We start from the raw sequence: 1,374 nt of genomic DNA, 5'->3' as shown, positions 1-1,374 counted from the left end.
ATCCTGCACCCGGCGCGGGGATTCATAGAACACCAGCGAACGGGTGTCTTCGATTACCGCCTGTAACCGATCATCACGCCCCTTGGTCTTCGCGGGCAAGAACCCTTCGAAGGCGAAGCGGTCGGTCGGCAGGCCAGCGGCGCTCAACGCCGTGATGGCGGCACAGGGACCGGGCAGCGGCACCACCTTGACCCCGGCCTCACGACAGCGGGTGACCAAGTGGTAACCGGGGTCGCTGATGAGCGGGGTGCCCGCATCCGAGACCAGGGCGACGTTCTTGCCCTCCTTGATCCTGCCGATCAGCACATCGGCTTTCTGCTGCTCGTTGTGATCGTGCAGCGCGAAGGTCGGCACCGAGATTTGGTAATGGCTGAGCAGGATACCGGTATGACGCGTATCCTCGGCAGCCACCAGATCGACACTGCGTAAAATGTCCAATGCACGCTGGGTGATGTCCGCCAGATTACCGATCGGTGTGGGGACTATATACAGGGTTGGGATGTCACTCATGGGATCTCCGAGTGTCCCGACAATTGTGTCGCCATATTGGCCCGTTTACACTATGGAGAACTTCAACACTGGTCGGGGAATGAACTTGAACCGGGTTACAAAGCAGCTAAGTGTATCACGACTCTTCGGCATCCTACTCGCGGCAGTACTGCTCGCCGCCTGTGCGTCGGAGCCCAACCAACCTTCCGTGCAACCAGGCATGCCGTCTGCGTTCTCCAATCTGACCAAGAATGCCCAGTGGTATCTGGAGCAGGTGGACCAAGCCAAACCGGCCGACGCCTTCACCTGGCAGGTGATGGCGGCGCGCAGCTATCTGGCACTCGGCCAGGCCAAACCGGCCTCGGCCCTGTACCAGCAACTGCAGAAGCAGGCCCAGAGCGCGGAGCAGAATGCGCAGTTGCAACTGTTGCAGGCACATCTGTTGCTCGCCCAGGGCAACGCCAACCAGGCGCTGATCCTGCTGGAGGGCAAGCCGGAGGTAGCGCTGGATGCCGATACCCAGAAGGATTGGTATCGCCAGCGGGTAGTACTGCAACTGGACATCAACAACAAGTTTGGAGCCGCCAAATCGCTGATCCTGCTGGAGCCCTATCTGACCCAGAATGAGCTGGCGACCAACCATCAGCAGATCTGGTCACTACTGAAAAGCATGACCCCGTCCACCCTGCAGGCGCTGGAAGAAGCCCCCGCCCCCGATGTGACCACTGGCTGGCTACGACTGGCAGCACTGGTGAACGAGTTCGGTGCCCAGCCCAATCAGATGGCCCGCCAGCTGGCGGGCTGGAAGCAAGCCTTCCCGCACCACCCGGCCCAGAAAGACATGCCGGCGGGTCTGGGTGATCTGGCAACCAGCAACCTCAATAC

At 60.7% G+C, this 1,374-nt stretch carries 2 protein-coding genes; one reads left to right on the top strand and one right to left on the bottom strand.

Annotated features, from left to right (window positions below):
- Positions 1 to 510: 16S rRNA (cytidine(1402)-2'-O)-methyltransferase (gene rsmI, locus AAC083_RS20590; RefSeq protein WP_108537594.1), on the bottom strand; the 510-nt coding region annotated here is incomplete at its 3' end.
- Positions 511 to 709: 199 nt separating this feature from the next.
- Here rsmI and AAC083_RS20585 point away from each other — a divergent pair.
- On the top strand, positions 710 to 1,374 hold a 665-nt coding region (locus AAC083_RS20585), incomplete at its 3' end, for a penicillin-binding protein activator (protein WP_258224794.1).

Origin of the sequence: Aeromonas sp. HMWF014 (genome assembly GCF_963878295.1) — a bacterium.
GTDB classification, from domain to species: Bacteria; Pseudomonadota; Gammaproteobacteria; order Enterobacterales; family Aeromonadaceae; genus Aeromonas; species Aeromonas popoffii.
This window is presented reverse-complemented; position numbering and strand designations above follow the sequence as displayed.